Consider the following 26,751-nt stretch of genomic DNA (forward strand, 5'->3'; position numbering starts at 1 on the left):
TGATTTAACGCATAGTCATACGAGAGAGCATAGCTCGGAAGTCATCCGGTCGATCGGCTTGCCGGTCAGAGGGGACAGCTCGTACATAAACGATGGCCGGGGCTGTTCGGTAACATGTCTGCGGATCAGCTCGGCGCCGTGCAGCTCGTCCAGTCGAGCGGACAACATGCGGGGCGTGACGGCTTGCAGGGCGCGGCGGATATCCTGAAACCGGTCGTGCTGGTAATGGAGCGCGATCAGCACCGGCACGTTCCACGCTTTGGCGGACAAATCGTGCCCGATCTGCCTATCGGCCATCCGGATCGCTTGGGCCGCTTCCCGGTACAGCTTGCCTTTTTCCGTCAACCGGTATTCCGGCAGTAAAGGATGGCGTCGCTCATAGGGGGATAAATGATCGATGAGGCTCGCTTCGCTCATCTGCTTCAAATTGTCGCTGAGCCGCGCAGGTGTTATTTGCAGCTTGTTCTGAAGCGGCGTGAACCGCCCTCCGCTGCTTTCGAGGGAGAGCAGGATCGGGATGACCCATCGCCCCGACAGCTCCTGCGACAATTCGATTACTTTCCGTTCCTTGCTCAAAGCTCGACGAGCTGCTCCGAAAGCATCAGTGAATGTCCGTCCGGATCGGTAAACGTCGCCAGCTTGACGAAGTCCGGAATCGTCTCGATATCCCCGATAAACGTCACGCCTTGTTGCTTCAAGGTATGTACGGCGTCTTCCATGTTGCTGACGTCAAACACCGTCGACGAGGTGGAAGGAACGACTTCCTCCGCCTGGGAAAATCCGATTACGCATTGGTCGGTGTTCGTCTTGACCATAGCCATGCCGGAATCGGGATCGTGGAAAAGCAGTTCAAAACCAAGCTTCCCGGTATAAAACGCCAAGCTTTGCTCAATGTCTCTGACGTTATACCAGACCGTAAATCCTGGAACAAACATGAAATCATCCTCCTTTTCATATCGATAGTATATCAAGTATATTTTCGATAGTAAAGGAATTTTATAGAAGTTTTTTAGGTGGAACGTTCATCAGAGGTTTAGAAGGAACACTGCCCATACGGCGTTCTGTAGACGTGGAAAAGGTTATGCTACAATAAAGCTATGAACGCCGTGACGGCTGGAAGAACCGGAAGAAAAACTGGCTTTTTTTCGGAGATTCCGGCTTGAGCCGGACTGTTTAACGTTAATTATGGTAAGAGGTGTATAAAGATAGAGACGAAACTATACTCGGAAGCGATCCGAAACCATTGTCCCGGACTGAGCCTGGAGTCCGTAGAAGTGTTCGGTTCCGGGCAAAACAGCGACATTGTGCTGGTCAATTCACAGATGATATTCCGCTTTCCGAAATATGCGGAAGGAATTCGACAGCTGAAGCGGGAAGCGGCATTTTTGAACCGGATCGCGGGCCGGGTGCCGATCGAAGTGCCACGTCCGATCTATTCCAGCTTTGCTTCGCTAGAACCGGGACGCGCCTTTATCGGATACCGGAAACTGTCCGGCAAGCCGCTTGAAGCGGAGGTTTTGATGTCGGATTTGGATGAGCGGGGATGGCGGCAATTAGCGGGTCAATTGGGCGGGTTTTTAAAAGCGTTGCATGGGATAGAAACGGAAGAAATGAACGATGGGAGAAGTGACGATAACCTCTATTCGGAATGGTCGGAGCTTTATGATCGCATTCGAACGAAGCTGTATCGGTATATGAAGCCGGAGGCGAGGCTATGGACGGACCGTCACTTTACGGGATATCTTGGCGAGAAGAAGAACTTCGAGATTCGCCTGGCGGCCGTGCATGGCGATTTCGGCACTTCGAATATATTATACGATTCCGATAAACGGCGGATCAGCGGCATTATCGATTTCGGTTCGGCAGGGATCGGCGATCCGGCTGTAGACTGTGCGGCGCTGCTGGCCTCCTATGGAGAACAATTTCTCCAATTTGCGGCGGCCGTATATCCGGAAATCGACGGGATGATGGATCGTATCACGTTTTATCGCGGCACTTTTGCTTTGCAGGAAGCGTTGTTCGGACTGGAGCATGAAGATTCCGAAGCGTTTCACAGCGGACTTGCCGGCTATCGATAAGATGCGGGAAGATCCTGATTGATTCGAGATAACAAGGAAAGAACGAGCACCGGGAAGGGGTACCCGCCCGAGAGGCATGGCCAGCACGATAGCCGGCTTGCCGCCGAACGATCCGCTCCCGTATACTGATGGAAGTTAAGAAGAGGAATACGTAGCTGCCGCTTGCACATAGATGGGGGAGAACACGTTGACCGCACGACTGCCAATCGAATCGGTACTGCCGGACGTTATAACACAATTGAATGAACGAGCAAGCGCCGTGCTGGTCGCTTTGCCGGGAGCGGGCAAGACGACCCGCGTGCCGTTAGCTTTGCTGGAAGCCGGTCCGGCGTGGCTGAAGGGCAAGCGGATTCTTATGCTGGAGCCGAGACGAATCGCGGCCAGATCGGCGGCGGCTTACATGGCCGCCTCATTGGGCGAGCCGGTCGGGCGCACGGTAGGCTACCGGGTGAGAATGGATACCCGCGTCGGACCCGGGACGCGGATCGAGGTCATTACCGAAGGGGTATTAACCCGGATGCTGCAGTCGGACCCGTCGCTTGCCGGGGTCGGGCTCGTTATTTTCGATGAATTTCATGAACGGAGCCTGCAGGCGGACCTTGGACTCGCCTTATGCTTGCAGACCCGCGCTTTGTTTCGGGAAGATCTGCGGCTGCTCGTCATGTCTGCGACGATCGACGCCCGGCCGGTCGCGACGCTGCTCGGCGATGCGCCGGTCCTCGCAAGCGAAGGGCGCGTCTACCCGGTACGAACCGAATATTTGAACCGTAAACCGGAAGGCAGACTGGAGGAGCTTGTAGTACGCACGGTATTGCGCGCGATGGCGGAGGAGTCCGGTGATCTGCTGGTCTTTTTGCCGGGAGCCGGAGAAATCCGCAGAGTCGAGCAGCTGCTCGGGCAGCAGCGTCTGGATTCGGCTGTGACGGTACTGCCGCTTCACGGCAATTTGCCGCAGGAAGCCCAGGATCGGGCGATTGCTCCGGGGAAGCCCGGCGTTCGTAAAATCGTGCTGTCCACCTCCATCGCCGAAACGAGCTTGACGATCGAAGGGACGCGTCTCGTCATTGACGGTGGTCTAATGCGGGTTCCGAGGTTTTCGCCGCAAACGGGAATGTCCAGGCTGGAAACGGTACGCGTATCGAAAGATTCGGCCGACCAGAGGCGGGGAAGAGCGGGGCGGCTTAGTCCGGGCGTCTGTTACCGGCTGTGGACGGAGCAGGAGGAACTATACTTCGACCCGCATCGCGTTCCGGAAATCGAACAGGCCGACCTCGCCCAGCTGGCGCTGGATCTCGCCGAATGGGGGACGATTGACCCCCGGGAACTGAGCTGGCTGAGCGAACCGCCGGCGGCCGCTTACCGGCAAGCTTGCGAGCTGCTCGCCCAATTCGGCGCGCTGGACCGCAACGGGGCGATTACCGCTCATGGCAGAAGAATGTCGGAAGCCGGTCTGCATCCCCGTCTCGCCCATATGACGATCCGCGCGATGTCGCTCGGCCTCGGGTCTACCGCGTGCGCCCTTGCCGCGCTTTTGCACGAACGGGACTTGTTCCGCAGAGGGGCAAGCGGCACGGCGTCGGCCGATCTCCGGCTCCGGCTGGACGCTCTGGAGCGGGCGAGAAACGGCGGCAAGCCGGATGAGGCGATGGCCCTGTTCGGTCTGCAGGCCGATTATGCGGCCGTCAAACGAGCGCTTGCAGAGGCGGACAACTGGAGCCGGGCGCTTGGCATAACCGGACGCGGACGAATCGACAGCGACGCGTGCGGTCTGCTGCTCGCGCTCGCTTATCCCGACCGGATCGGCCAAAGCCGGGGAGGGGGGAAATATGTGCTCAGCAGCGGTAGAGGCGCCGCTTTTGCCGAAGTTCAGGAACTATCGAATGCTTCGTACATCGTGGCGGCCGAGCTGGACGATAAAGGACCGGAGAGCCGGATTCAACTGGCGGCGCCCGTACAGCTAACCGAGCTGCTGCAGCGGTTCGGAGAGGATATCGCCGATGAGTCTGTCGTAGCATGGGACCAGACCGTACAAGCGGTGCGATCCCGCGTCAGGAAACGGCTCGGGGCGCTCGTGCTGAGCGATGCTCCTCAGTCCGGACCCGATTCGGAAGAAACGGTTCGCGCGATGCTCGAAGGGGTCCGGATCGAGGGATTAGGCATTTTGCCTTGGACGAAGACGGCAAGAGCTTTGCAGCAGCGAATTCTGTTCCTCAGACGGCACGACGAAGCTTGGCCGGACTTGTCGGACGAAGCGCTGGCGGAGTCGCTGCCGGAATGGCTGGCGCCTCACCTGGAAGGAATCCGGAGCCGCAGCGAATTGCAGCGGCTGAACTTGGCCGCCGTGTTCGAAGCGGTGCTGCCTTGGGAGAAGCGGAGGAAAATGGACGAGCTGGCACCGACTCACTTGATCGTCCCGAGCGGCTCGCGTCTGCCGATCGATTACGGAGATCCGGAAGCGCCTTTTTTGTCCGCGCGGCTTCAGGAGATGTTCGGCCTGACCGATACGCCCCGTATCGCGGGCGGGAGAGTAGCGGTGACGATTCATCTGCTGTCGCCCGCCCAGCGGCCCGTGCAGGTGACGCGGGATTTGTCCAGCTTTTGGAGGGAAACATATTTTGAGGTGAAAAAAGATTTAAAGGGCCGCTATCCGAAACATTATTGGCCAGACGATCCGATGTCGGCCGTTCCGACGAACCGTGTGCGTCCCAAAACGTAGAAACGCGGCGCAGCGCCGGGAAAGCCCGGTTTTCCTGTTATGCCCGTGGCAACGGATATTTATTCGAACATAACGAATCGGCTCTCCCGGCAGAGAGGGCCGATTTTTTGGGTCGTACGGGAATACAAGAGCTTCCATAATGCCGGTTCGCATGTCCGGATGCGGCGAGCAGCGAATCGTCAAACGGAACCGCGAGGATGCATTCATCGCATTCATCCTGCCGGAATCCATTCAGGGCTGTCTGCGGCAACTTCTCCCCAGTCTTTCAGGGAAGCGTAATCCCGCAAGCTTCCGGTGTAAATCAGCCGGACGTGTTCGGAGCTGCCCAGATCCCCCGGCGTGGTGAACTCCGGGCATTTCGGTACCAGCGACACCCCGCCGGCGCGAAACATCTCGGATACGAACTGGGAGCAGAAGTAAGCGTTGTCCCGGTTAAGCTTGATGTTGAATACGACCCCGAGCAGTCCCAAGGCGTTATATTTATAATCATCTCCACGCTTCTCCAGCTCGAGGACGGACTCGCGGATCCGTTCGTACGCTTCTGGACTTACTTCGCATACGTACACGGCACACGTCGTATTGCGCTGTTCGTCGAGGAATAGCGGGCTGCGTATGTTCTCTTTGACGAACCCGCCGAGAAACGGATTCGATTCATATTTCCGGCCAAAGCTGAATACATCCCGGAGCTCGGCGTCAAACGCCAGCGAAGCGTGATTAAACGGCTCCTTGGTATAGGATTTGATCAGCCGGGAAAACCAAGTTCCGGTATCGCTCAGAAGAATGTACAATCTCTTCTTGTCCTGCATCGATTATCGCACCTCTTAATTCTTTGTTGTATTCATTGTATGAGAGTGACCGGTTTTGCAAAACGGACTATTGACGGAAATCCATCTGGACTCAGGTCGGGGACGGACTCGGCCTGCTGTCTGCGGTCGACTCGTAGCCGGAGCATGAAAATCAAGTAAGAAACTGTATAAGGATGCGCTTACAGGCTGGAAAAAGCGGGTTGTCTTCTAAGATGACGGAACAAGCGGCTTGCGAAATGTAAGGCCATGAACGACGATTTCATGATATAGTAAAGGGTAGTCTGCATCATCGAGTAAACTCATAAGCTAAGGTAGACTTGCACTCCAATTGAAAACGGGCGGTGGTCCATATGAACGATCGAATCAACCCGGTCGGCTCAGAGCATGCTGCGTCCAGAGAAGCTTCCCAGCCCTCCGATTGGACGAAAGAAATCGAACTGCTGCAAGCCCGTCTCAAGGAGATTCGCAGAGCGGCCGCATCGGCGCCGTCCAATAGGGCGGGCGATCGTCCGGACGCCGGGCATCACCGGGCAGCGGAAGCGGGAGCGGGCAAATCGCTGCTCGAGAGTCTGGCCTACGCGCAAGCGGTCACGATCCGGCAGGAGCGTCCGAAAAAAACCGCCCGCAAGCCGTGGCGCACAGAGAGCGTCTACGAGCCGACGCTGGGCTCCGACATATTTCCCGACGGAGGCTGGAAGAACCGGGAAGATCGCGGCGACCGGTAAACGTCTTACCTTTAGTTTAAAAGCGAGGAACCGTCATGAAAATCGTTTTTTTCGATTCCGGCGTTGGAGGGCTTACCGTACTCCACGAAGCACGGCGCAAGCTTCCTGCGGAATCTTATTTGTACTATGCGGACACGAAAAACGTCCCTTATGGGATTCATACGAAAGAAGAAGTGTTCGGTTTCGTAAGAGCGTGCATCGACGACATTTTACGGACGGACGACGTCCGGGCGATCGTGATCGCCTGCAACACGGCGACGAGCGCGGCAGTCGACGACCTGCGCAAACGTTACGCGTTTCCGGTTATAGGGATGGAGCCGGCCGTAAAACCGGCTTTGCAGCTTGTACGCGATTCCGGAGCAAAAGTTTTGGTGACGGCGACGCCTTTGACCTTGAAAGAGGACAAATTTCAAAAGCTGCTGGGAACTTTGGAGGCGCAGGGCCGGGTCGATCCGCTCGGGCTGCCCGGACTGGTCCAGTTTGCCGAAGATGGTGTTTTCGACGGGCCGGAAGTTCGCCGTTATTTGCAGCAGCAGCTGTCCGGTTTCGATATGGAGCAGTATGGAGCGATCGTGCTCGGGTGTACGCATTTCGTCTTTTTTCGGCAAGCGATCGAAGCGCTCGTTCCGAGTCATGTAACGCTGATGGACGGCAATGCCGGGACCGTTAATCAATTAATCCGTGTGCTGGGGCTGGACGTTCTGCCGGACCGGACGAACGGAGAGTCGCAGGACATCGTCTTCCTGTCTTCCAAAGGAACGGAAGAAGAACGAAACCGCCTGGAGCGCTGCTTCAGAAGGCTGACCTGACTGGCGGCCTGCGGTTCCCATCCGTATCCGCGCAGGTTTTAACCGGCAGCCGGCAGCCTTACCCCCGCATCTCCGAGGTGGAATGCGGGGGTTTTTTGTACATGGCGGCTATAAACCAATAAGGGCTGCTTCTATATCGTTATATGGATGAATCCGTTTATTATTCGCTTATTCAGTTTAAAGCCGCCTGTCTTCTCCGGGCGGCTTTTCGGGTTTATTGAATTTAATCTAGACAAAATTAATGTTTGAATATAACATTATATATGTTAATAACGAACATTAAAGAAGGAAGCCGTTTTTTATTTGTGGATTCTTCTTCCAGGAGGTTACTATGTCTATACAATTGAAAAAGAATGGTTTATTTGTCCGGGAAGGTTTATGCTGCACCGCGGCCCGGGATTCGAGCGAGTGGAAGGGAGCGTGCCGGATATGACGAAGACGATTATACGTTTCGGGGTTATCGGCTGCGGTTTGATGGGCAAAGAGTTTGCAAGCGCGGCCGCCCGCTGGTGCCATCTGACGGGCGTCGAGTACGAGCCGCGGATTACGGCCGTCTGCGACGCCAATCCGGAAGCGACGAAGTGGTTCCGGGAGCTCGTTCCGAGCGTCACGAAAGCATATTCGGATTACCGGGAACTGCTCGCCGATCCGGATGTCGATGCCGTATATTGTGCCGTTCCGCATAACCTGCATGCCGATCTCTACATCGATATTATTCGTTCAGGCAAACATCTGCTTGGAGAGAAGCCGTTCGGAATCGACCGCGAAGCGAACCGGAGAATTGTAGCCGAGATGGCGGCGCGACCGGACGTCCTCGTCCGCTGTTCCTCGGAGTTTCCTTTCTTCCCGGGAGCATACCGGATCGGACAATGGGTAAGGGAGGGCCGGTTCGGCAAAATCATCGAGGTGGAAGCGGGCTTCTGGCACAGCAGCGATCTCGATCCGTTAAAGGTGATCAACTGGAAGCGCCGCATCGCGACCAACGGAGAATACGGCTGTATGGGCGACCTGGGCATGCACGTCCTGCACTTGCCCTTGCGCTTCGGCTGGCGTCCGAACAGCGTCCGTGCCCTTCTGCAAAAAGTGGTCGAGACGCGTCCCGACGGCAAGGGCGGGTCTGCGCCTTGCGAAACGTGGGATAATGCGATTCTGGCATGCGATGTAAAAACGGAAGACCAGCGTTTTCCGATGGTATTGTCGATGAAACGGATCGCGCCTGGCCACGCAAATACGTGGTTCATCCGCATTAACGGAACCGAGCTGTCCGCCGAGTATTCGACGAAAAATCCGAAGCAGATCCGTTCTCTTCCTTATCAACCGGGCGGCGAGCAGGCTTGGCACGAACTGGACGTTCCTTACCAATCGGCATACCCGACGATTACCGGAGGGATTTTCGAATTCGGATTCTCGGACTCGATTTTGCAGATGTGGTCGGCGTTTTGCGATGAGCTCGTTAACCGCGGCGGGATGAAGCAGCCGCTCTATTGCGCCACCCCGGAGGAGGCGGCGGAAAGCCATGAGTTGTTCACAGCCGCGCTGGAATCGGATCGCACCGGTCAGACGGTGTACATCGGCGGGAGGGATTCACTTGAAGCAGCCGGACAATCAGCGGGATAAAGGGTTTGCAGCTCCAAACGGGGCTTCATCCTTCGAAGCGATCGTAGCCGGGCACATATGCCTCGATATGATTCCCGACATGGGCAATGCCGGGCTGGCCTCAATCAGCATACCCGGAGCTCTTGTTAATGTAGGGGAAGCGGTTATCTCGACAGGAGGGACGGTAGCCAACTCCGGGCTCGCCTTGAACCGGCTCGGCATCCGGACCGGTCTGATGGGCAAGGTGGGCGACGACCCGTTTGGCCGCCTCATTCTGGAGACGTTGCGGGAGCATGGGGAGAGCGTTACCGATGGGATGATCGTCAGCGTTGGCGAGCAGAGCTCTTACAGCGTGGTAATCAGCCCGCGGGGCTCGGACCGGATCTTCCTCCATTGTCCGGGAACCAACGATACGTTTACTGCGGAAGATGTGCCGCCGGATAAGCTGGAGGGTGCCCGACTGTTCCATTTTGGCTATCCACCGCTGATGAAGAGAATGTATGAGGACGACGGAAGAGAACTGGAGAAGCTGCTTGCGAAGGTAAGGGCGACAGGATTGACCATATCGCTGGATATGTCCCGCCCCGACCCGGATTCACCGGCCGGCAAGGTGGACTGGAGCTCGATCCTGCGGCGGATTCTTCCTCATGTGGACTTGTTCATGCCGAGCTGGGAAGAGATCGTGTTTATGGTAGAAGGAGCGGATAGCGGCGGCGGGGAGCTGGAGATGAACGCGGCGTCGCTGTCGTCCATTTCGGAGCGACTGCTTGGCATGGGGGCCGCAGTCGTCGGGATTAAGCTGGGCGAGGAAGGGCTCTATGTCCGGACATCCGGCAGCGCCGAACGATTGCAGCAATTCGGAGCGTGCCGCTTGAGCGATCCTGCCGCATGGGCGGGAAGGGAACTGTTGTCCCCGTGCTTCCAGGCGACCGTGGTCGGTACGACCGGAGCGGGAGACTGTACGATTGCCGGTATGATCTGCGGCCTGCTGAACGGGCTGCCGATCGAATCGGCGATGACGGCGGCGACAGCCGTAGGAGCTTGCAGCGTGGAAGCTTTGGACGCATGCGGCGGCATCGTGCCGTGGCCGGAAGTGAAGGCGCGGATCGACGCCGGCTGGCAGCGGCGGCCTGTGGAGCTGACGCTCGACGGGTGGGCGATCGAGCCGGCGCACGGGCTGTGGGCTGGACCGAATGACAGACGCCGTGAAAGTTCGCTATAATAAGGGTGAAGCGACAATAACCGGTTCTTGGCGGACCGGCCTGACGGAGTGAAGCAGCATCCATGCGTCCGAACTTAAACGAACGGCAAAACGAAATTTGGAACGCGATCCAAAGGGATGGCGAAGTAAAAATAAGCGATCTGAAAGAAAAGTATGCCGTCACCGAGATGACGATCCGCCGCGATCTGGAGAAGCTTGAGCAGATCGGCCTTGTGCGCCGAACGTTCGGTGGAGCGATTCCGCTGACGCTTGACGTATCGCTGAAGGAGCGCGATACGGTGCACACCGACGAGAAGATCCGCGTCGGCCAAACGTCTGCGGAGCTGATCCTGCCGGGGCAGGCGGTATTTATCGACGCCGGCACGACAACGCTGCAGATCGCGAGGCATATGCGGCCGGACAGCTCGGTAACGGTAGTGACGAATGCGCTGAACGTGGCGTCCGTCCTGCTGGACAAAGGCATTCATACGATCGTAGCCGGAGGCATGCTGCTCGAGAAGACCGGCTCGATGGTCGGACCGATCGCGATCGGTACGCTCGGCTCGATGGCGTTCGATCAAGTGTTTCTCGGCACGACGGGCATTACGGTGGAGCACGGATTCAGCAATTCCAATTCGTTCGAGGCCGAGCTGAAGCGTCATGCGATGCGAAGGTCGTCGTGTATTAACATCGTAACCGATGCGAGCAAGTTCGGAGAACGGTACCTGCATTCGTTCGCCGCTCTCCTTGACGTGCACCGCATCGTTACGGATCAAGCTCCTCCGCCGCATATTGCAGAAGCAGCCGTATCCGGCGGGGTAGAACTGGTCGTGGCTGCTCCGGAAGGGGGAGGGGCCAAGTGACGATGAACAGACGATGGATTACGAACGTGCGGATCGCTATGGAGTCCGCCATCCTGGAATGCGGGTCCGTTCTTATCGAGAACGGGCATATCGTTTCCGTGGTGGAGGGTCCCTCGGATTCATTCAACGGGGAGGACGGGACGGAACGGACAGACGGCAACGGGCTGCTCCTCATTCCGGGCATGATTGATGTGCATATTCACGGAGCGTCCGGTTACGACATGATGGATGGCACGAAACGCAGCGTCGAGGAGGTGTCCTCGGCTTGCGCGGCTGCGGGCTGCACTTCCTTTTTGGCGACCTCGGTCAGTTCGAGCCTCGAAGATTTGCTGAACATGATCGATAAGGTCAAGGAGGTAACCGGTCATGAGCCGGGAGCCCGGATTGCCGGCATCCATGCGGAAGGACCTTACTTAAACGTTAAGCGCAAAGGCATGCAAAACGAAGCGTTTCTGCGCCACCCCGATATGGCGGAAATGGAGCGGATAATCGGCCATGCGGACGGTATGATGAAAATGGTGACCGTCGCGCCGGAGCTGCCGGGCGGCATGGAGATGGTAGCGGAGCTTCACCGCCGCGGCATCGTCGTGGCGCTCGCCCACTCCGACGCCACCTATGACGAAGCGAGCGAGGCGTTTCGCCGCGGGGCGAGCCACGTAACCCACTGTTTCAACGGGATGCGGCCGATTCATCACCGCGATCCGGGGCTTGTCGCCGCAGCGTTCGATCAGCCGCACGTCAGTTTGCAGGCGATCGTGGACAACGTTCATCTGCATCCGGCGGTCGTACGGCTCATGCACCGGGTCAAAGGCCCGGAAGGAGTCGTGCTGATCACCGACGCCTTGCAGGCGATGGGATTGGGAGACGGCACCTATACGTTCGGCGGTCATGAAGTGACGGTTGCCGGCGGCGTCGCTACGCTGCAGGACGGAACGCTCGCCTCCAGCACGGTGACGATGAACGAGGCGCTGCGCAACACGGTACAGCTCGGCATCCCGCTGCACGACGCCGTCGCGATGGCGTCCCGGACACCGGCCGTCATCCTTGGTCTGACTAACAAAGGCATCATAGCGCCAGGGGCCGATGCCGATCTCGCGCTGCTGGACGAGCGGTTTGGCGTCGTCTGGACGATGGTCGGCGGCCGGTTCGTTTACGAGTCTGGGGCGAGGTAATCCGATCTGCGAGCCTCCATTGTCCGATATAGATATGCTCACGATAAGCGTCAGGGGACACGGTTCCCTGGCGTTTTTTTTGAAATAATTGGTGCATTCCGCAGACCGGTTTGAGATAATGAAGCTGACAAATTCCGGAATAGGCGGTGACGGGCGTGATAGGGAATACAGTAGCGGTGTTGTTCGATCTGTTCGAAACACTCATCTCCGAGTATGAAGGAGGCGTCCGGAAGATCGACCGGACAGGCCGGAACGACGCGGCCCGGCTCGGGCTGGAGCACGACGTTTACCGAAGGGAATGGGGCGCCAGGCACCGCGGGAGAATGACGGGTGAGTTCGCCGATTACAAGGCTGTGATGAGACATATTCTGGAGGGGCAGCACGTAGCGATTAACGAGCAAGTTATGCAGGAGATGTACGAGCAGCGAGTTGCGGAGAAGAAGGCCGCTTTCACCGGTATCGATCCTGATGTGATCGCCCTGCTGGACAAGCTGAAGCGCGAAGGGATCGCGACCGGACTCGTCAGCAACTGTACGGAGGAGGAAGTACGCGGTTGGCAGACGAGCGGACTGGCCCCCTATTTCGACACCGTTCTGTTCTCTTACGAGGTTGGATACGCCAAGCCCGATCCGGCGATTTACCGGCTGGCGTGTGAGCGGCTGAACGTCAAGCCGGAGCAGTGTCTATTTATCGGCGACGGGGGGTCCGACGAATTAAACGGAGCGAGCCGTACCGGAATGAGAGCTTGTCAGGCCGTATGGTACTTGCCGGAGTCGATGCGGGAGAAAACTTATGACTGCCCGCAGCTGGTACGGCCGATGCAGGTTATGCAAGCGGTTGCCGGACAACTGGAGTAAGCCGGGCAACAGCAGTTCAGGCGTGACGCCGGCTTTCAGCCGGCCAGCATATCAAGCAGCATGAGAAGACATCCCGATCTACAGTTTCAGTAACGGGGAGGAATGGGTTGTGGAGTGTGAATTGCTGATTGAAAACGGGATTCTTATCGACGGAACCGGCAGCCGTCAATATGCGGGCGGCATAGCTGTAGATCAGGGGAAAATTGTCGCGGTAGGGGATACGGCAGGGATTCAGGCGGCGGAGCGGCTCGATGCGCGAGGTTGTGCGATAGCGCCGGGGTTTATCGACGTACATGTTCATTCCGAGAAGGAGCTCGTAGGCGGACCGGACCGGTGGGCAGGCATCCGTCAAGGGGTAACGACGCAGTTGATCGCCCCCGACGGCTTCTCCTGGAGCCATTTGGACGGATCGCTTCGGGAAGAGATGCGTCAATATTTGGAAGTGTTTTACGGCGATACGCCGGCCGAATGGGGCGGGGCGACGGTTTCCGAGTTTTTGTCGCTGTTCGCCGGGAAGCTTCCGAGCCATCTGGCGCTGCAAGTGCCGCACGGGGCGATCCGGGCGTCGGTCATGGGCTGGTCGACCGCGACGGCGGACGACGGTCAGCTGGCCGAAATGAAAAAGCTGGTGAAAGAATGGATGGAAGCGGGCGCCAAGTCGTTTTGCACCGGACTTGAATATGAGCCGACAGTCCATGCGGATCTGCGGGAGCTGGTGGAGCTGTCCAAGGTGACGGCAGAGTACGGTGGCGTGTATGTTGCCCATCAGCGCGGCAATTCCGGCCATACCCCGTTCGGAACGGACGAAACGATCGAGATCGGCAAGCGGGCGGGCATTCCGGTTCATATCTCGCACTTTACGGTGGACGACGTCCAAGCGAGAAACGTCCGGCGGGCGGAAGCCGAAGGGGTCGATCTTTCTTTCGATATGTACCCGTATCCTGCGGGTTGTACGCACCTGCTCTATTATTTGCCGCCGTGGGCGCAGGCCGGTTCGCCGTCGCAGGTCAAGGAACGGCTGGCCAGCGGCCGGGACCGCGAGCGGATGTCCGGCTATTTAAGCGAAGCGTTCCCTCCCGAGCGGCTTCGCTGCGCTACTGTAAAGGCAGAACGGTATAAGCCGTATATCGGCATGATGCTGGCGGATATAGTTAAACAGACCGGTATGCCGCTGCCGGAGCTGATCTGCGACATGCTGCTGGAATCGGATTTGCAGGCGTTGTTCATTTATCACTGGGACCCGGTCCGCGAGCCGTTTCTGGAGCACACTTACAAGCATCCCCGCCATATGGTGTCGACCGACGGGATCTTTGTCAGCGGCTCGCCTCACCCGCGGGGGTACGGCACGTATCCGCGCATTCTCGGCTCGTTCGTCAGGGAGAAAGGCTGGCTCACTATGGAAGAGGCGGTCCGGAAAATGTCCGGGTATCCCGCGGAACGATTCGGCTTGCATGACCGGGGGAGACTGGCGACCGGCAAAGCCGCCGACCTGGTCGTCTTCGACCCGGCCGTCATTCGCAGCGACGCTACGTTCGAGAACCCGCGTGTGGCTCCGGAAGGCATCGCTCATGTGCTGGTGGCCGGAACATTTGTCGTCCGGAACGGAGCGGTGACCGGAGCGTTGCCGGGGCAAGTGATCGGCAGCTGATTCGGGAGGAACGCCAATAAGTATGGAGTTACCGTCATCTGCTGGGATAGCCCCGATCGGTCAATCCTTCAAAAAAGCTCCGAATGCCGGCGGGTCCGGTATTCGGAGCTTCTGACGGTTGCCCGCTTTACGGGCAATCCGTATAATGGCACAACAGGATGCCTAATTCGTCCGTGCCGTTGTCTTCGTCTTCATGCCTTCTGGTGCAGCTGCAGGTTCATACGGACCGTCAGCACCTCGACGCATCCCATAGCTTCAGGATCGCATGGTCCATTACGGTAACCGGCTCGCTAGGCACTTTGGCGAGATCGAAGCCGGGTATTAACTCGGCCGGTTTGACCGGTTCCGGCCGGTCGACAAGTCCGCTCCAGAAGGCCAGCCAACCGACGAGCCGCTCGGGCGGAATGCCGGCCGATCGCATGCGTGCGATCACCATCGTATCGTCCCGCTTGGCCAGCCTGCGGCCGTCCGGTCCGAACAGCAAGGGAACATGGGCGAAATTCGGCGCGGTCCAGCCCAATGCCTCGTATAACAACAATTGTCGAGGCGTGGAATCGAGCAGATCGTCTCCCCGCAGCACATCGGTGATGCCCATAGCCGCGTCGTCTACGACGACGGCGAGCTGGTAACTGAATATGCCGTCAGCCCGCTTCACGACGAAATCGCCTCCGGCGCCGGGCGGATAGAAGCGAGGCCCGGCGATCGCATCGGCGAAATCGACCGGTTCGTCCGGCAGGGCGAAGCGGAGAGAGGGCGGTTTGAGCGCGGCTCTCGCTTCGCGTTCTTCCCCAGTCCGCTGGCGGCATATGCCCGGGTAGGCCGGGCCTTCCGAGTCCAGACCGTGCGGCGCGCTGGCGATCGCCGCCAGCTCCGCGCGGCTGCACGTGCACGGGTACAACCAGCCGCCGCGCTCCAGCCGCTCCACCGCCTGCTCGTACAGCTCCTCGCGAAGGCTTTGCTCGTACGGTCCGTGCGGTCCGCCGTTGCCCGGTCCTTCATCCCAATCGAGGCCAAGCCAGCGCAGGTCGCTCAGGATGGCGCTGGCCAGCTCGGGCCGGGAACGCGGTTTGTCGATATCCTCCATCCGCAGCACGAATTGTCCGCCTGCGGCCCGCATCTGCAGCCAGGCCAGCAGCGCGGTGCGGGCATTCCCGATATGCATAAGGCCGGATGGAGTCGGGGCGAAGCGTCCACGTCTCAATGTCTCGTCACCTTCATTCATCGATAGGAATAATCGGCCGGATCGCTGCTGCTGCCCGATCTTCAGTCGGCCCAGATATACGAATCAGAACGCTTGAAAGTTTATACACAGATCGAGAGATACGCTAGTTTGATATAATAGTTTGAGCATACCTCGCGTCATATGTGCAGTCAAGCTCAGCTCCGCACTCATTTGCTCCAGGGTCCGGCACGACTGTACCTGAGCATAACCGGTTCACGATAACGAGTAACGAGAGGGAACGATGATTAAAAAAAGCTCGCTTAGGACTTTGGCGGTATTGCTGATCCTGGTAACGATCAGCTGCGGCGCGACGATCCGGAATTTCGAGATAACCCCTGCTGCAATCGGCGGTCAAACGGAATTTTTGTCGGACTGGTATTTTGATGAACTCGATGTCAGGTTCGAACAAATCAAAGAGGAACACCGCGAATGGTACTTGTTCGATCGTTCCGGGAAAATGGCCGCACAGGCCGTTGCCGCCCAAATGATGGACGACTTGAAAAACGACCCCGACGCTTTGCGTCAACATAAAAACTTCAAACGTTACTTTGAAACCTTCGACCGTATGGTTAGAAAAATAGGCCGAATTTCGGAAGAGCTGCACTATTTTAGAAATACGCTGAACGCATACAGCAATGCACCGGTCAAACTGGAAGATATGATTACGCTTGCCGCCGAAGGGGAATGGAGGCTCTTTAGCGCGAAGTACCACAAGTACGATTTTGGCGGCTTAAACGGTGCCTATAACGTGAAGTTCGTCTCGGCGGACGGCCGGTTCGAGGCCGTGTATAATGCGGAGAGCGGAGAAATCGTCACAGATCCGGTTAATATGGGGACCTACAACTATGCGCCCGGTTCCATACACCCGGTGAAGTATTACCGGCACTATACACTGGATAAAACTCCATGGACGAAGTGGGGAAATACGAAAGAAATGGCATACCGGGACATTGCCGCCTTGGAGTCCAAGCACGGAACGATAATTTCTAACCAGAATGACAAAACGGTGGAAAGCCGGATACAAGATAGAAAATCGAGCCGATCAGACGGAAACCGCTGAAGGAATCGGAACGCCGTCTACTCCTCTCGGTAGATACAAAACAACTGGAAGCTTGTGGAATGGAGGTTCGTCATGCCTTTTTTGAAACGTATCGTCTTAGACTGGGACCGGCTGGAAGAAAGCGAGAAACGCGGATTTCCTTTCGACCTGCCTGCGATCCGATCCTTGAGCGAGTTGGACTTTCCGTCTAATGTTACGTTTTTTGTCGGGGACAACGGTTCCGGCAAGTCGACGCTGCTGGAGGCGATCGGCGCCGCTTGCGGCTTCAGCGTAGTTGGCGGGAAGGACCTGGTTATCGGCAAGGAGAAGGACGATTTGTCGCTGTCGTCGATCCTGAAGCTGATCTGGCAGCCGAAGGTGACTAGCGGCTTTTATTTCCGCGCAGAGACGTTTGATACGTTTGCGGCTTATATCGACGAATTGTCCAAGGAGCCGTTCGGCTCCAGAGCGTACGAACCGTATGGAGGGAAATCGCTCAACGAACGATCGCACGGTCAAGGTTTTCTCACCTTTTTCGAAAACCGGATGACCGGCAGGGGACTTTATGTGCTGGACGAGCCGGAGTCGGCCTTGTCGCCGCAAAACCAGCTCGCTTTTATGAGGATTATATGGGAGCTGGCCAGCGTAGACCGGGGACAGTTTATTATCGCTACGCATTCTCCGATTTTGTTGTCGTTTCCGGGAGCGAGGCTACTGCATTTTACGGATCGTTCGGTTGCCGACATCGATTACGAACAAACCGAACATTACCGGCTGACGCGCGACTTTTTGAACAACCGGGAGAGATACTTTCGCCTTCTGTTCGAAGAATAGAACCGTTGGCGATACAAGCAGATCGAGATTAGGGAAAAGGAGAGTGCGGGATCACATGCGGGTCATGAGCTATAATGTGCACGGCGGAATCGGGATGGACGGTCTATACGACCTGGAGCGGATCGTTAGGACGATCGCGCAGGCGGATGCGGATATCGTCGGACTGCAGGAGGTTGACGTTCACTTTGGCCAGCGGAGCCGGTTCGAGCATATGGCGGACCGTCTCGCAGATCGGCTGGGCATGTCGGTTTATTTTGCCCCGATCTACGTATTGCCGCCTTCTGAAGGCCGGAAGGAGGAGCGCCAGTTCGGAGTCGCTCTGCTCAGCCGGCTGCCGATCCGGAAGACGGCCAATCATCAGCTGACGCGTCTGTCGACCCAGGAAGTGACCGCTCTGCCGGAGCCGAAGCCGGGGCTGCTTGAGGCGGTGCTCGGCGCGGCCGAAAGGCAGCTGCGCGTGTACGTCACCCACCTGGATTATCGCACTGATCCGGCGATCCGCTGGATGCAGATCCGGGAAATGCTCCAGCTCGCCGGCGTCCACACGGACCCTGTGCTGGTGCTTGGCGATTTTAACGCGCGACCGGATGCGCCGGAGCTTGCCCCGCTATTCTCGGCGTTCCCAGACAGCTGGACGGCGGTCCGGGCGGATGCGGCACATACGTTCCCTGCGGATCAGCCGGACCGGAAGATCGATTATATTCTGGCCAGCGGCCATATGCGGACGATACGGACGTACACGATCCCGGGAACGGCTTCCGATCATTTGCCGATTGTCGCGGATCTGGAGTTTGCGGACAGGGCGGACGAAGAATCTGAAGAGACCGAAGAGGTGAAGGGCCGATGAATGTGACGTTTCTTTCTTCCGACTTATACCGGGTGGACGGACTTCGGATCAGCGGGCTGAAAGACCGGACCTATTGCGTTTTTGATCTGGAAGGAACGGGCATCGATTATACGAAGGAATATATTACACAGATCGGCGCGATTCGAATCGAACGGGGGACGATACCGGAAGGAGGCCGCTTCTCTTCGCTCGTCCGCTCGCCGAAGCCGATTCCTCCCGCAATCGAACGTCTTACCGGTATAACGAACGCCGATATGGCTCGTGCGCCCGGGTTTCCGGAAGTGTATGCGGATTTTGTTCGTTTTGCGGAGGACGCCGTTCTTGTCACCCAGGCGGGTTATGAATACGATATGAATCTGCTGCAAAAACAGTGCGGCATGAGCGGCTTGTCCATGGCCGGTAATCCGGTTATTGATACGAAAGCGATGTTTACCCATATTCATCCCGAGATCGATGCCGTCGTCTCTACGGATTTCCTGCTGAACTATTACCGTATCGACGCCGATGACGTTCCCCGGCATGACGCGTTGGGCGACAGCGTCCTGATCGGCCGGATTCTGCTCCGGATTCTTGACGAGTACCGGGAACGCGGCCTGGACGAGCTCGACCTGACCCGGGGGCTAACGGTCAGAAGGTTCCGGCTTCCGCCTCTCTATACGACAGATATGAATGGATCCGGCAACGGCTAACAGCCACAGGCTATCGGATAACGGCTGTCGGTTCGGCGGCGGATCGGCAGCCTCTGGCCTTGGCCGGGTGGGTATTTCCCTAAGGTGTGACTCCTAAGGGACACGATTTCGCGGGAAGCGGTTCGTTGTTCCGAACCAGGACGGACATTCCGGTGTTGATCTTCACTTTATCGCTCGAATTGTCGGGCGGATCGGCCTTTACCTGAAAAACGGGTAAAGGCTTTTGTGCGCTTGGCAGCGCATCGACTAAAGGGTGAAAGTCCCGAGCATACCGCGAGGTGGCGGAAGTGCATAGCTGACAGGCAGTGCGTTGTCCGAAAGGAAGCGTGCGGAGGGCCTGAAGGCAAACCCCGGAACAGGCGGCTGAAACCAGAATGGCTGACGAGAACGGATAACTCTGCAAAAGAAGAGAACATCCGATACCACCCCTGTTCTCGGAAGTTAAGAGGACTGGATTCGGGAGAAAGTCGATTGACGTGACCCAAGGAGAGCCCTGCCGTCCCTGCGTAAGCAGTAAACCATGATCAAGGCCGCGAAGGCCAAGACCGAGGCTATGGATGGCGAGCAGTCATAAGAAGGGATAGTAGTGAGAAAGCCCGCAGGAAAAGCCGCAATGGCGGGTGAACCGGCACTTGAGTTGTCGGTGCAAGCCTCGACTCAAAAGGCGGGGACTTGACGCGAAGCCTGGAACCGTGGAAGAGAAGCTAGCGAACGTGGAGAAGAGACAAGTGATCAGACAGAAGCCGGGGAGCCAAGAAGCGCGAAGAACCGGGGCCGAACAGAAGAGTAGGCCGTCTGAGGCGGAGTACGAACCGCGAACGCGGAAATGCCGGTAAGTCAGGCTAATGAAAGCGAAGAAGCGGAACGGAAGAGAACCGAGCACTTGGAGAGAAGCCAGCGCAGAGGAGCTTACGTGTGGAAGAAGTAGAAGGAACCAAGCGACGCAAGTGGTACAGCCTGATGGACAAAATCTGGGCGATGTCGAACCTGAACGCTGCCTTTAAAGAGGTCAAGGCGAACAAGGGGGCGCCGGGCGTGGACAAAGTGACCATAAAGGCATACGAGTCGAAGTTGGAGGACAACTTAAGAGTCCTTCAAACCGCCCTGCAAACCAAGTGTTACATCCCGAAGCCGGTACGGCGCGTATACATCGAAAAGAACGATGGCAGCCAGAGACCATTAGGCATACCCACAGTGGTTGACCGTATCGCGCAAGCAGCAGTAAAACGCATACTGGAGCCGATCTTCGAAGCGAAGTTCAGGGAACGTAGCTATGGATTCCGCCCGGGGCGCAGTGCGCACATGGCGATAAACACCATCCGCAAGGACTTGCTGGAGGGGTATAGCTATGTGATTGATGCCGATCTCAAATCGTATTTCGACACGATCCCGCACGAACGACTGCTGAAGGAAGTGAGGGAAGAAGTCGTGGATGGCAGTGTGCTTAAAATGCTCGAAAGCTTCCTGAAGGCAGGCGTGTTGGAAAATGGCGTTGTACATGAGAGCGACGTCGGGAGCCCTCAAGGGGGTGTGTGTAGTCCGCTATTGGCGAACATATATTTGCATCCGCTGGATAAGCTCATGGAGGAAAGAGGTCACCGCATGACGCGCTACGCCGACGATTTCGTCGTATGCTGCAGAACGCGAAAGGGAGCGGAGCGAGTACTCAAATCCATTGTCCGATACTTGGAGGAAGAACTGGGGTTAAAAGTACATCCGGAGAAAACGAAGATCGTGAATGCCCGTGAAGAGACGTTTATATTCTTGGGTCATGCGTTCAAGCCGGGTGGTTGGGTAACACCATCCTCAAAAGCCATCAAGAAATTCAAGGAACGGACAAAGGAGATTACGCGGAGGAACCAGACGATCCAAGTGAGTAAACTGATAAAGAGAGTACTCAATCCGTATGTCAGGGGATGGGGAAATTACTACAGCGGCGGAGACAGCAAAACGCTGTTCGAACAACTGGACGCGTGGATAAGGCGAAGGCTCAGGATGGTACAGATGCGGAGCTGGAGAACAGGGCGAAAGCTGTTACGAGAGATGCGCAGGCGGGGCTGGAAGGGTGAACTTACAAACATCCGAATGACTGCCTGGCGAAACTCGAAATGCAAACATGCGCACTACGCTATGCCAAACCAGTGGTTTGAAGAAATCGGCCTATGTAGCTTGGTGGATATCTACAATATTCAACATCCCCAGCGGGGATAACCGTGGAGGAACCGGATGCGTTGACCCGCACGTCCTGGTTCTGTGAGAGGCCCATGAATTTATTCATGGGCCTACTCGATTACGTTTAAAAAGCAGATAATGTAAGCTCTTTACCGTGGTAAAGTGAAAAGGACTCCCCTTGCTTATCGAGTCGGCAAATGCTGCAAGAAGTTTTTCGTGACCGTTTGGATATTTTGCCCTGCTTCAAACGGGGAAGGAACCGAATAGGAGCGGTTTGTACCCTATTTTGTGCGAACACACAACCTGCTCTCAAGCAAGATGTTTTCGGGCCGCACGGACGGACTCATTTACGAAGTGGCGTGGAAATCGGCCAACGAAATCGCTCCTGCTTTCGTAACCGAAAGACAGGCCATTTCTGCTTGGCGTCATGCGGAACAAACGGCCTGCCGGCACAAGAACCAGCGATACCGCCAACTTGGCAATCCATTCGGCGTCCTTGACCTCCATCTTGCGACCCCGCACTGCCTTTATATGCAGGGCGTAACGGGGACCTTTTATTTTACGGGAAATAACGTGCAATCAAGGAATGCGAGCAAGTTCAGGTGAAAAATCATTATTGCAAGGTTGGAGGCCTATTCGGAAAAACCTCCTTGAACCATCCCGGTGGAGGGTTCTTATTATTTGAAACGGGTGTCTTGACACCCTGGACGAGAACAGATATGATCTTTTTAAATACCTATAAATTACTGCTATATATCTGTATAAATTATTTAAGAGAGGTGATGCTGCGATACTCGCTCGAGAGATAGAGGAAGCAAGAATATCCTTATTCCTTATCGGAAGGTGATGACAAGATGAGAGTACGTGCAAGTTGGAAAGCCATGGCGTTGATCCTCGCTCTGCTGGCTGTGATGATTCCCGGCACTCGGACCTCGGCTGCCGACCTACTGGTGACGAACTACAGCTTCGAGAACGATTTGAACGGCTGGACGCAGGTATATGGAACGACGGGTATTACGGCAAGTACCGACCATTCTTATACGGGAACGAAGAGCGCGAAACTGACGGATGCCAGCAGCACCCAGCAGGTTGGTATTCAGAGCGGCTACTTGGCGGCGACCGCCGGTCAAAACTATGCCGCCATGGCCAGAGTTTATGTGAAAAGCGGAAGCGCAAACTTATATATTCGTTTCCACAACAGCTCCAAAGCGGTGCTGTCCTCTGCATTCGTAGGCAAAAGCAGCCCTCAAAACGACTGGACGACGATCAAAGTAAAAGCGACCGCTCCCGCCAATACCGCTTATGTTAGCGCACTGCTGTATTCCAACGAGGGAAATACCGGTACTGTATATTGGGACGATGTATTCGTATCCCCGGAATTCAGCGATCTCGGTGAACAAGTAACGAATTCGGTGGCTCATGCGGCGACGTTCGGAATTGGCGCCGATGCGCATCATCTCTATGCCGTGATGGACGGCGCGAACGGGGTCATGGATGCGAAGCTGGCCAAAATCGATATGAATGCGGAAACGGTAATCGCATCCTATGCACTGCAGGGAGCGTCTGGCGGATGGGCGGCAGCGACGGCGACCGATGGGAAAATATACGCAGGCACGTTTTACGGAGGAAAACTTTACTCTTACTCGCCCGGAGCTTCGGCGGCAGTCGAAATCGGGCCACCTTTCGCCGGTGCCTCGCATATCCGCAGCTTGACCGCAGGCATCGGAGGCCGGGTGTACGGTGGAACCTTTCCGGATGCGGGCTTTTTTCGGTATTACCCCGGTACGACGGGGGGAGGCTTTATGCAGCTTGGCAGCAAGCCGATCTGGGGGAACGAGGAGTATCTTCAAGGTTTGGATTACGACGAAGTCGACGATGTAACTTATCTCGGTATCGGATCGCATGCGCATCTAGTGAAATTCGACAACGCTACCGGTACTAAGACGGATATATTGCCGGCGGCTTATGCAAACGAGGAGTTCGTAAACAACGTAAATGTCGAGGGAGGCAAAATATTCGCAAGGTTGACCCCGAGCAATCAAATGCTTGTCCTCGATAAGGCGACGCTTGCCGTCGACGCCGTCGTGCCTAACGTCGGAACTTTGGGCATTTCCCCGGAGCTGAACGGCAAAATTTATTACACAAGCGCCGGGGTGATCCATGTCTACGATTTGGCCGCCAAAACGTATGCGTCGCTGAATAAAAGCACGAACCTCACGCCGGTGCGACTCGGGTTTGCTGTCTTGTCGGATCAGACTAATTGGCCTGGCTCTACCTTGATCGGCATCGGAACGGTTTCTGGGCAGACGCAAATGTTCAAATACAATATCCATAATGGAAATTTAAAAAAGATTAGTCTCAATACGCCCGAAACCCCAGTCACGCTGGAAGAGATCGGCACGGGACCCGACAGCAAAATTTATAGCAGTGGGTATCTCACAGGGGGAACCGGCGTCTATTCACCCCTGCGGGACGATCTGGACGTTCAGTACGATGGGGTCATGCAAACGGAAAATATGTTGAGTCTGAACGGAAAAATGTATTTCGCGGTTTATCCTGACGCCAGATTGTACGAATACGATCCGTTAGTCCCCTGGAACACAAGCTTAGGCAATCCGGTTAAACTGTTGGATTCGAAAGACGATCAGCAAAGCCGTCCGGTCGCTCTGACAGCTGGCGGGAATAAAATATTCGTTGGTTCCGTAGCCAACTACGGCCAGCTTCAAGGGGCGCTGATCGTTTACGATCTGACTACAGGCGCCAAGACCGTAAAGAAAAACATAATCAACAATCAGAGCGTGACTGCGCTTTCTTACTTGAACGGGAAAGTATACGGCGGAACCTCTATATGGGGAGGTTTGGGCTCCACTCCGACGGAAATAGCTGCCAAGTTTTTCGTGTATGATGTCGCATCCGAGACGACGGTGTCTTACAACCTGCCTGTTAGCGGGTTGGATGCAATCTCCTCCTTGATCGTCGGACCTGACAACAAGCTTTGGGGGATGGCGGAAGGGTATTTGTTCGTCTTTAATCCGGCTACGAACACCTTCGAGTACTTCCAACAAAAGTTTTCGGATGTCAACTACGGCTCCGGGCATGTATGGCGGGACGCAAAGCTGCTACTGACGAAGTCCGGCATCGTATTCGGTACTATCAAGAACAAATACTTGTTCCGGATCGACTCGTCTAAAAATGTCGTCACCATTTTAAGCACGGGAGCAGCTCGATTGACGGAGGACGATTTCGGCAATTTGTATTACATTACCGGCACGAATTTGAAGCGATACGTCAACTGATGTCGAATGAACAACAACCACCGGTTCCCGCGCGATTATTTCGGGAGGCGGCGGTTGTATGTTTCTTAACACGAAGTTTAGTCCTGCACCGTCAGTCCTTTCGCTTCAATCAGCCAGTCCCGCTCGATGCGCCTGCAAGCATCGTGCGGCTTCTCCATATTCATCCACATCAGAAAAAGCTCCTCTTGCAGTCTTCCCATCTCGCTGGGGCTCATCTCCAGCTCCAAGAGGGAATGGACGTAGGGTAGCAACTTCTCGAATAACGGATACCTTGACGGATGCACAGAAGATTGAAGCAGCGACTGGTCCTCGGCTGCATCGCGGTTCGCGGGAATGGTGTTCCCGCGGAGCTTCAACGTTTCTTGCGCGGGTTTACTCGTCAAGTAGCGGATCAGTCTCGCGGCTTCCTCCTTGTGCTCGGAGTCGGAAGGGACGGCGATTCCTGTGCCGATCATAAGCGTGGCGGCTTGAACGCCGGAAGGGATGACGGGTACGATATCCCACACCAGTTCGCTGGACGCAAATTCGTTCATAAAGTAGTAGGTCGTCAGCAAAAAAGCGACCTTCTCTTTAAGAAACAAGCTTTCCGCAAATCGGGTACTGCCCTGCACAAAAATCGGAGACGCTTGGACCTCGTACATCAAGTCGAGACAAAATTGGAACGCCTCCACAGTCTTCGGGTCCGAAAGTCGGGAACGCCGTCCGTCCCCGGACACGAAGCCGCCTTCGTTCTGAAGCAGATACAATGGCCAACGGTGGTTCGAAATTGAGAAACCGAAGCCGTATTGCTGTATGTTGCCGGCCTCGTCTTTGATCGTATGGCGTTTGGCCACCTCCAATAGGCCCGGCCAAGTCGACAGCGCGTTCAGCTCGTCTTCGCACACCAGCTTCTTATTGTAGCAATACACTACCGGGGAAAACGCAAAAGGAATCGCTTTCTGTTCCGTGTTTCGGAACATGCGTAACGTTTGCGGATATAAGTGGTCGAAGAGCTCCTCCTTCGACGACTCCCAAGACTGGAGCGATCCCTCCAATCCCCGCTCCACAAGCGTCCGAAAGTGCAGATCGGACAAAAACAGCACATCGAAGGAGGAACAGTTTTTCTCCAGTGCGTCGAAAACGGTGTCCAAATAGGCACCAGCCGGTATAGCTGTAAAGTCGATTGCAACTTCCGGATGTAGCTCCGTATATGATTTCAGTAGGCTCCTGATGATCGGATTTTCGTGCGAATCGCCGTAACTGGCTGCACGCAGCGTCTTCTGAACCTTTTCGGGCAAACGGGCTTTTACTTTCGTGCCTTTTCCCGGCATTTTCTCAACGAGGCCCGCTTCCTCGAGCTCGGCTAACACCTTCCGAACCGAAATATGGCTTAAGTTGTACTTCTGACTGAGCATCCGTTCGGACAGCAGGAAGTCGCCTGGAGCAAGGCGGTCCTCCCGAATTTCCGCCCACAAGTCGCTCCGCAGCCGGCCTATGCGTTCCTCGAATTCGTTTCGTTTTTTCAGCAAGTTGCTTCGCTCCCAAGCTTTTTTACCCAGTATACCACCTTGGACCGCGAGAAGATATCAACCGGCCGCAAACGCGGAAGACTCTGCGGAGATTTTTGAGAAGGAACCTTGTATTTCCATAATCGGGGTGAGAATTGGGGCGCGACCCTTCCGCTATTGCCGTGGATGATAAAATCCCGCTCCCGTTGCGGCACGTTCGAACTGCTGCCAACCAGGCCGGAATCTGTAATCAGAACGCATCTGCAAAGAACAGATTTATATTAACGACAACACGTTTCTGCTGTGCCAGTCCGATACATCGCTGGCCGGCTCTGCAGCGAAGGTGCTTTCGAACAAAGGACAGAACGACGCAGCGCTCGTCTCGAAGAAGGATGGATCGTGCACCGTGCCGGACGGCACGGACTTGACCGGAACGACCTCGTGACACGAACGTGTTCATCGGCATTCCGCAGTAGTCTAACAGAGAACCCGCCATTTCCTTGTTTCAGAAATGGCGGGTTCTCTGTTAGAGTCAACGGTTCTTGCGCGTCGCGGTGGTACGGGTGAAAACCAGCTCGCATACTAACCGGCTAGCGATTTTCTTCGAATGACCGCTTCCGCCAAGCTCAAATTCAATATCCAGCAAGCCCACACGGCTACCGTGTAAGAGAAGCCGTAGGGTTGGTCCATCGCA

21 protein-coding genes are annotated in these 26,751 nt (G+C 56.1%); 16 read left to right on the top strand and 5 right to left on the bottom strand.

The annotated features are described in order from the left end of the window. Positions 1 to 15: 15 nt before the first annotated feature. Complete coding sequence (locus AC3Y2E_RS21650) at positions 16 to 576, bottom strand: winged helix-turn-helix transcriptional regulator (RefSeq protein ID WP_332073764.1); 561 nt, start codon at positions 574 to 576, stop codon at positions 16 to 18. Beyond that, complete coding sequence (locus AC3Y2E_RS21655) at positions 573 to 935, bottom strand: VOC family protein (RefSeq protein ID WP_190932384.1); 363 nt, start codon at positions 933 to 935, stop codon at positions 573 to 575. The genes AC3Y2E_RS21650 and AC3Y2E_RS21655 overlap by 4 nt, the downstream gene beginning before the upstream one ends. Before the next feature lie 339 nt (positions 936 to 1,274). Here AC3Y2E_RS21655 and AC3Y2E_RS21660 point away from each other — a divergent pair, with 339 nt between their 5' ends. Both AC3Y2E_RS21660 and hrpB read left to right on the top strand, forming a co-directional pair. Continuing rightward, complete coding sequence (locus AC3Y2E_RS21660; RefSeq protein ID WP_379214016.1) at positions 1,275 to 2,078, top strand: phosphotransferase family protein; 804 nt, start codon at positions 1,275 to 1,277, stop codon at positions 2,076 to 2,078. Positions 2,079 to 2,265: 187 nt separating this feature from the next. Then, positions 2,266 to 4,794 (top strand): ATP-dependent helicase HrpB, encoded by a 2,529-nt coding sequence (gene hrpB / locus AC3Y2E_RS21665; protein WP_379214018.1) that lies wholly within the window; start codon positions 2,266 to 2,268, stop codon positions 4,792 to 4,794. A 212-nt stretch (positions 4,795 to 5,006) separates the two neighbouring features. On the opposite strand, the gene AC3Y2E_RS21670 is transcribed toward hrpB, so the two are convergent. Continuing rightward, positions 5,007 to 5,600, bottom strand: a complete 594-nt coding sequence (locus tag AC3Y2E_RS21670) for a hypothetical protein (protein ID WP_332073768.1) — start codon at positions 5,598 to 5,600, stop codon at positions 5,007 to 5,009. Positions 5,601 to 5,950: 350 nt separating this feature from the next. On the opposite strand from AC3Y2E_RS21670, the gene AC3Y2E_RS21675 reads away from it, so the two are divergent. The 8 genes from AC3Y2E_RS21675 (at position 5,951) to AC3Y2E_RS21710 (ending at position 14,471) form a co-directional block, all read left to right on the top strand. Next, positions 5,951 to 6,325, top strand: coding sequence for a hypothetical protein (locus tag AC3Y2E_RS21675; RefSeq protein ID WP_379214021.1), 375 nt, complete (start codon positions 5,951 to 5,953; stop codon positions 6,323 to 6,325). A gap of 35 nt (positions 6,326 to 6,360) precedes the next feature. Beyond that, on the top strand, positions 6,361 to 7,134 hold the full coding sequence (gene murI, locus AC3Y2E_RS21680) for a glutamate racemase (protein WP_332073770.1): 774 nt from the start codon (positions 6,361 to 6,363) through the stop codon (positions 7,132 to 7,134). 429 nt (positions 7,135 to 7,563) lie between these two features. Further along, the gene (locus AC3Y2E_RS21685) at positions 7,564 to 8,751 is read left to right on the top strand and encodes a Gfo/Idh/MocA family protein (RefSeq protein WP_379214023.1); all 1,188 of its coding nucleotides are present in this window, start codon (positions 7,564 to 7,566) and stop codon (positions 8,749 to 8,751) included. Further along, complete coding sequence (locus AC3Y2E_RS21690; protein WP_379214025.1) at positions 8,651 to 9,952, top strand: carbohydrate kinase family protein; 1,302 nt, start codon at positions 8,651 to 8,653, stop codon at positions 9,950 to 9,952. The genes AC3Y2E_RS21685 and AC3Y2E_RS21690 overlap by 101 nt, the downstream gene beginning before the upstream one ends. A 62-nt stretch (positions 9,953 to 10,014) precedes the next feature. Continuing rightward, entirely contained in the window at positions 10,015 to 10,794 is a 780-nt protein-coding gene (locus AC3Y2E_RS21695; protein ID WP_379214027.1) for a DeoR/GlpR family DNA-binding transcription regulator, read from the top strand. Positions 10,795 to 10,796: 2 nt separating this feature from the next. Then, positions 10,797 to 11,966, top strand: a complete 1,170-nt coding sequence (gene nagA / locus AC3Y2E_RS21700) for an N-acetylglucosamine-6-phosphate deacetylase (protein WP_379214030.1) — start codon at positions 10,797 to 10,799, stop codon at positions 11,964 to 11,966. Between the two features lie 155 nt (positions 11,967 to 12,121). Continuing rightward, positions 12,122 to 12,823 (top strand): HAD family hydrolase, encoded by a 702-nt coding sequence (locus tag AC3Y2E_RS21705; RefSeq protein ID WP_379214032.1) that lies wholly within the window; start codon positions 12,122 to 12,124, stop codon positions 12,821 to 12,823. A 109-nt stretch (positions 12,824 to 12,932) separates the two neighbouring features. Continuing rightward, the gene (locus AC3Y2E_RS21710) at positions 12,933 to 14,471 is read left to right on the top strand and encodes an N-acyl-D-amino-acid deacylase family protein (protein ID WP_379214034.1); all 1,539 of its coding nucleotides are present in this window, start codon (positions 12,933 to 12,935) and stop codon (positions 14,469 to 14,471) included. 229 nt (positions 14,472 to 14,700) lie between these two features. Here AC3Y2E_RS21710 and gluQRS read toward each other — a convergent pair whose 3' ends face one another. Further along, positions 14,701 to 15,672: a tRNA glutamyl-Q(34) synthetase GluQRS gene (gluQRS, locus tag AC3Y2E_RS21715; RefSeq protein ID WP_379214036.1), complete on the bottom strand. Its 972-nt coding sequence runs from the start codon at positions 15,670 to 15,672 to the stop codon at positions 14,701 to 14,703. A gap of 262 nt (positions 15,673 to 15,934) precedes the next feature. Here gluQRS and AC3Y2E_RS21720 point away from each other — a divergent pair, with 262 nt between their 5' ends. The 6 genes from AC3Y2E_RS21720 (at position 15,935) to AC3Y2E_RS21745 (ending at position 24,570) form a co-directional block, all read left to right on the top strand. Beyond that, positions 15,935 to 16,753: a hypothetical protein gene (locus AC3Y2E_RS21720; RefSeq protein ID WP_379214038.1), complete on the top strand. Its 819-nt coding sequence runs from the start codon at positions 15,935 to 15,937 to the stop codon at positions 16,751 to 16,753. Positions 16,754 to 16,825: 72 nt separating this feature from the next. Further along, the gene (locus AC3Y2E_RS21725; RefSeq protein ID WP_379214041.1) at positions 16,826 to 17,566 is read left to right on the top strand and encodes an AAA family ATPase; all 741 of its coding nucleotides are present in this window, start codon (positions 16,826 to 16,828) and stop codon (positions 17,564 to 17,566) included. A 55-nt stretch (positions 17,567 to 17,621) separates the two neighbouring features. After that, positions 17,622 to 18,413 (top strand): endonuclease/exonuclease/phosphatase family protein, encoded by a 792-nt coding sequence (locus tag AC3Y2E_RS21730; protein ID WP_379214043.1) that lies wholly within the window; start codon positions 17,622 to 17,624, stop codon positions 18,411 to 18,413. Beyond that, positions 18,410 to 19,102, top strand: a complete 693-nt coding sequence (locus AC3Y2E_RS21735; RefSeq protein ID WP_379214045.1) for a 3'-5' exonuclease — start codon at positions 18,410 to 18,412, stop codon at positions 19,100 to 19,102. Before AC3Y2E_RS21730 ends, AC3Y2E_RS21735 begins: the two co-directional genes overlap by 4 nt. Positions 19,103 to 20,017: 915 nt before the next feature. Beyond that, a complete protein-coding gene (gene ltrA / locus AC3Y2E_RS21740) occupies positions 20,018 to 21,313 on the top strand; it encodes a group II intron reverse transcriptase/maturase (RefSeq protein WP_379214047.1) in 1,296 nt (431 codons plus the stop codon). 815 nt (positions 21,314 to 22,128) lie between these two features. Next, positions 22,129 to 24,570 (top strand): carbohydrate binding domain-containing protein, encoded by a 2,442-nt coding sequence (locus tag AC3Y2E_RS21745; protein WP_379214049.1) that lies wholly within the window; start codon positions 22,129 to 22,131, stop codon positions 24,568 to 24,570. 77 nt (positions 24,571 to 24,647) lie between these two features. On the opposite strand, the gene AC3Y2E_RS21750 is transcribed toward AC3Y2E_RS21745, so the two are convergent. Continuing rightward, positions 24,648 to 26,078 (bottom strand): extracellular solute-binding protein, encoded by a 1,431-nt coding sequence (locus AC3Y2E_RS21750; RefSeq protein WP_379214052.1) that lies wholly within the window; start codon positions 26,076 to 26,078, stop codon positions 24,648 to 24,650. Between the last annotated feature and the right edge of the window lie 673 nt (positions 26,079 to 26,751).

This window comes from Paenibacillus sp. MAH-35 (assembly GCF_058135425.1).